Source organism: Cupriavidus sp. 05T313, assembly GCF_056396665.1.
The window spans coordinates 1-4,761 of sequence record NZ_JBFTLX010000380.1; the positions used below are offsets into that span (position 1 = coordinate 1).

A 4,761-nucleotide genomic window follows, 5' to 3' on the forward strand; every position below is an offset into this window, starting at 1 on the left:
ACACTGAACTGGACCGCCTCGGCGCCCAGGGTATCGGCGTGGATAACGAAGAGTTCGTCCGACACTGAACTGGACCGCCTCGGCGCCCAGGGTATCGGCGTGGATAACGAAGAGTTCGTCCGCGGCATGACGGCGGTGGCGGTACCCGTGCGCGCCGGCGGCGGCACGGCTGACGCCGCCGCCCCGGATGGCCCCGTGATAGCGGCTATCGCCTGTCACGCGCCCACGGCCCGGGTATCGCTGGAGGCGCTGGTGCGAGCGGTGCCGACGTTGCGCGAGGCGGCGCGCGGCATGGCAAAAGTACTTTGCGACGAACGCTAGGCCCTTGCCCGCTCCCGACAAGGGGCGGCAGACGCGCTGGCTGATGCTGCCCACAAGCGAAGGTCTGAAGTGGAATACAATCAATCTGTCTCGTTTTCCGGAACGGAGTCCGAATTGAAATCGGCAACAGCAGCAGCACAAAGAAAAGCGCCTCCMGAGGCACCCAAGGAAAAATCCGCCAAAGGCGCGCGCGCGGCGGCGCCCTTGCGGCTGGAAGAACCGGCCGCCACGCCGCCGGTCCCGAACGCCGCAGCCGATGCCGCTGCGGACCGCGACACCCCCACGCTGCGCGCCTTCGCGCTGCTGGAATTCCTGGTGGCGGCGGACCGGCCCTTGTCGCTGGCGGAAATCATGCAGGGTTTCGAAGCGCCCAAGGCTTCCCTGCACCGCATGCTTGGCGCGCTGGAAGCGGGCGGGCTGGTGATCCGCGAGCCCGGTGCGCGCAACGCCTACGCGGTGGGGCCGCGCCTCTCGCGGCTGGGCGTGGCCATCGTCACGCATTCGGGCACACGCCAGTTGCGCCATGCCATCCTGGCACGGCTGGTGGCCGATATCGGCGAAACGGTCAACCTGACTATGCTGCACGAAACCTCGGTGCTGTACCTGGACCGCATGGAAGCCCCGTGGCCGCTGCGGCTGGACCTGAAACCCGGATCGCGCGTGCCGCTGCACTGCTCTGCCAGCGGCAAGCTGCTGCTGTCGCTGCTGCCGCGCGAGCAGCGCGCCGCGCTGGTGCGGCAGTTGCCGCTGGAGCGCTTTACGCCCAATACCGTCACCGACGTGGAACTGCTCGAAGCCGAGCTGGACCGCAGCGCCCACAAGCAGCTTGGCGTGGACAACGAGGAATTCGTGGCGGGGATTTCCTGCGTGGCGGTGCCGGTGCGCGATGAGCGCGGGCAGGTGGTGGCGGCCCTGGCGGTGCATGCGCCCACGGCACGCTCGCCGCTGTCGCGCTCGCTGGAGTTCGTGCCGCGCTTGCAGGAAACGGCCAGGGAGCTGGCCGCTACGTTCTAGACGGGGAAACGGGCGGCGCGGATAGCGGCGCCCGGCACGGCACAGGCTCTGGCTTTACATCCTTCCCTTCCAGGGCACCAGCCACTTCTCCGTCTTGCGCATCAGCAGGTCGAGGGTATAGGCAATCAGGCCGATCAGCCCGATGCCCATGATCACCACATCCGTGCGCAGGAAGTTCGACGCGTTGAGCACCATCTGGCCAAGGCCCGACGTGGCGGCCACCATCTCGGCGGCAACCAGCGTGGTCCAGCCGAAGCCGATGGCGATGCGCATCCCGGTCAGGATGTCGGGCAGCGCCGCAGGAATCACCACATGGCGGATCACCTGCCACCGGTTGGCCCCCATCGAGTACGCCGCATTGATCTGCTCGATGGTGACCGAGCGCACCCCCGCCTGCGCCGACATCGCCAGCGGCGCGAAGCAGGCCAGGAAGATCAGCAGGATCTTCGACGTTTCATCGATGCCGAACCAGATCACGATCAGCGGCAGGTAGGCCAGCGGCGGCAGCGGCCGGTAGAACTCGATGGGCGGATCGAACACGCCGCGCGCGATGCGCGACACGCCCATCATCACGCCGATCGGCACGGCCGTGACCGTGGCCAGCGCGAAGGCGCCGAACACGCGCACCATGCTGGCGCGGAAGTGCTCCGTCAGCGGCAGGCCGCCTTGCACATTGCCGTTCCAGGCATCGATAAAGGCATTGATGATGGATTCCGGCGTGGGCAGGAACAGTGGCGGCAGCCAGCGCAGGTGGCTGGCGATCCACCACAGCGCCAGCAGCGAGACCACGGTGATGGTGGAGATGCGCGAGCTTGAGCCCTCGCCTGGCAGGCGGTAGCCGGAGACGGCCTTCATGCGGCGCGCGGCCGGCCTGGCGGGCATGGCGCCCGCGCCGGGAGGGGGGTCGAGTCGTTGGGCGGTAGCAGTCATGTCGGACTCCTCAGGGCGTGGCATGGATCAGGTCGACGATTTCTTCGCGGTACCGGATGAACTCGGGATCGGACTTGACTTCGCGGGCATCGCCGCAGGCAATGAAGCGCYGCGCGAAGGGCAGCTCGTAGGTATGCGCGATGCGTCCCGGGGAAGGCGTCATCACGATCAGGCGGGTGGCCAGGAACAATGCTTCCTCCACGCTGTGGGTGATGAAGAACACGATTTTCTGTTCCGCGGCCCACAGCTTGAGGATCAGCGCCTGGATGGTTTCACGCGTGAGCGCATCCAGCGCGCCGAGCGGTTCGTCCATCAGCATCACCGCAGGGTCGTTGGCCAGCGTGCGGGCAATGCCAACGCGCTGCTGCATGCCGCCGGAGAGCTGGTAGACGGGCTTGGCCGCCACCTTCTCCAGCCCGACCAGCGCCAGCTTTTCCTGCGCGATGCGCAGGCGCTCGGCGCGCGGCACGCCGCGCAGCCGCAGGCCCAGCGCCACGTTGTCCAGCACATTGAGCCAGGGCATCAATGCATGCTTCTGGAACACCACGCCGCGCTCGGCACCAGGACCGTGCACAGTCTTGCCGTCGAGGCGGATCTCGCCTTCCGAGGGTTGCATGAAGCCGGCAATGCATGACAGCAAGGTCGTCTTGCCGCACCCGGAGGCGCCCAGCGCGACGACGAAATCGCCGCGCTCCATAGTGAGATTGACTTGCGACAGGGCCAGCGTTTCGGCGCCGCCACGGCCGCCGTAGTTAACGCTGAGGTTGTCGATTTCGAGTTTGGCCATAGCTGCAAACTTCCGGAAAAGGTCATTCAAGGCCACGGAGCGGACATCGCCCGCTCCGCGGCGCACAAGACAGTCAGGCCGGCGTCCTGGTGGCAAGGGCCCGCTTTACCCACTCCGCATTGACGCCCGTTCCGTAGTCCGGCAGCACGGTCTGGATGGTGCCCTGCTCCTTCAGGAACTGCGCCGCCGATTGCAGCGCCTTGGCCGCGCCGCCGCCCAGCCAGCGGGGCGAGGCTTGCTCCTCCAGCGTGGGGAATCCGTACAGCGCCATGCTGGCCGGCACGGCTTCGGCCTTGGCGCCGGAGACTTTGGCAACCGCCTTCACCATCGGCGATTCCGCGGTCCATGCGGCCTTGTCCTGGCGATACTTGTCATCCGCCGCGGCCAGGATCTTGACGAACTTGACCATGAACTCGGGGTTCTCGCGCGCGAACTTCTTGTTGGCGATCATGCCGTCGAAGGTCGCCTTGCCGGTTTCGGCGGCGATCTTGCCGGAGGTCACCAGCACCTTGCCCGATTGCTTGAGCTTGGCCAGCACCGGATCCCAGATGAAGGTGGCGTCGATGTCGCCGCGCTCCCAGGCCGCGGCCACTTCGGGCGGCCGCATGTTCATGATCTTGACGTCCTTGGGATTGATCTTGGCCTGCTCCAGCGCTACCAGCGTGTGGTAGTGCGTGGTGGAGACAAAGGGCACGCCCACCCGCTTGCCCTTGAGGTCGGCCACGCTGTTGATATTGCTGCCGTTGCGCGCCACCATGGCTTCGGCCGCGTTGATGTCGTCGAGGATCCAGAAGAGCTCCACGTCCAGCCCCTGCGACAGCGCCGAGGCAATCGGCGAGGTGCCGGCTTCGCCGATCGCGATCTGGCCCGAAGCCATCGCGCGGATCACGTCGCCGCCGCCGCCGAACTGGCGGAACGAGACCTTGTAGCCGGTCTGCTTCTCGACTTCCTTCATGTCCTGCGCGTAGCGCCACGGCACCACCATGTCCTGGTAGGCGATGACGACTTCCCTGGTCTGCGCGTAGGCGCCCGGGGCGACGACCGCCGCCATGACCACGCTTGCTGCAAGCTGCTTGATCCAACGCATGATGAACCTCCTCAAGATTGACTGTGTGGTGTGCTGTGGCGGAGATCGCCGGCACGGGAAGCCTGGCACCAGGGCGGTGCCTGCTCGAGGAGGAAGAGGTGATGAGCATGAAGCATGCCAATGTCTCCGTCTGGTTGGGACGTCTTTGCGTCCTCTCGTTTTAGCGGCGCTCTTCTCTGCGGAGAGTCAGCCCGGCGCGCACCGGATGCTGTTGAAGCAAGCCCTGAGCGCGGTGTAGCCCTATGGTAGAAAGCCGGCCCTCGCCGGGTTAGAGCCAGCGGGGACCAACTGTGGGTCCACACGGCCCGCCAGATTGCTCTTGCTGCACTTTAAAGGGTATTTACTACCGTTTTTAGGTACATGGCATTCCGTTTATCGAATTCTTCTATTGACCATCTCGCGCTCACATCCTACATTTCGACTCACGAACACTTTTCGGAACATTTGGTTCCGTTTTGAGATCGATAGACTGGAGACACGACACCATGAGCGAACACTTGCCCGAATCCCTCAAGACCCAACCCGCCGACGGCGCCGCCACCGCCGGCCCGCAGGCCATGACCCCCTCGGAAGCCTTCGTCGAGACCCTTGCCGCCAACGGCGTGACCGACATGTTCGGCAT

The 4,761-nt window shown here is 65.7% G+C and carries 5 protein-coding genes; 2 read left to right on the top strand and 3 right to left on the bottom strand.

All coding sequences use genetic code 11. The annotated features are described in order from the left end of the window. The coding region (locus AC1DKD_RS39205; protein ID WP_477144560.1) for an IclR family transcriptional regulator domain-containing protein at window positions 1-321 on the top strand (321 nt) is incomplete at its 5' end. 285 nt (window positions 322-606) lie between these two features. Further along, on the top strand, window positions 607-1,335 hold the full coding sequence (locus tag AC1DKD_RS39210) for an IclR family transcriptional regulator (protein WP_428180526.1): 729 nt from the start codon (window positions 607-609) through the stop codon (window positions 1,333-1,335). A gap of 54 nt (window positions 1,336-1,389) precedes the next feature. Here the strand turns inward: AC1DKD_RS39210 and AC1DKD_RS39215 are convergent, their stop codons facing one another. From AC1DKD_RS39215 to tauA, 3 genes are all read right to left on the bottom strand, one after another. Beyond that, a complete protein-coding gene (locus tag AC1DKD_RS39215) occupies window positions 1,390-2,265 on the bottom strand; it encodes an ABC transporter permease subunit (protein WP_477144561.1) in 876 nt (291 codons plus the stop codon). 10 nt (window positions 2,266-2,275) lie between these two features. Further along, on the bottom strand, window positions 2,276-3,052 hold the full coding sequence (locus AC1DKD_RS39220; RefSeq protein ID WP_477144562.1) for a taurine ABC transporter ATP-binding protein: 777 nt from the start codon (window positions 3,050-3,052) through the stop codon (window positions 2,276-2,278). A gap of 73 nt (window positions 3,053-3,125) precedes the next feature. After that, complete coding sequence (tauA, locus tag AC1DKD_RS39225) at window positions 3,126-4,139, bottom strand: taurine ABC transporter substrate-binding protein (protein WP_441635874.1); 1,014 nt, start codon at window positions 4,137-4,139, stop codon at window positions 3,126-3,128. Window positions 4,140-4,761 lie beyond the last annotated feature (622 nt).

Bases quoted from the DNA above. Each gene is read 5' to 3' on its own strand.
- AC1DKD_RS39215 (WP_477144561.1), bottom strand. From the start codon at position 2,265: ATGACTGCTACCGCCCAACGACTCGACCCCCCTCCCGGCGCGGGCGCC.
- tauA (WP_441635874.1), bottom strand. From the start codon at position 4,139: ATGCGTTGGATCAAGCAGCTTGCAGCAAGCGTGGTCATGGCGGCGGTC.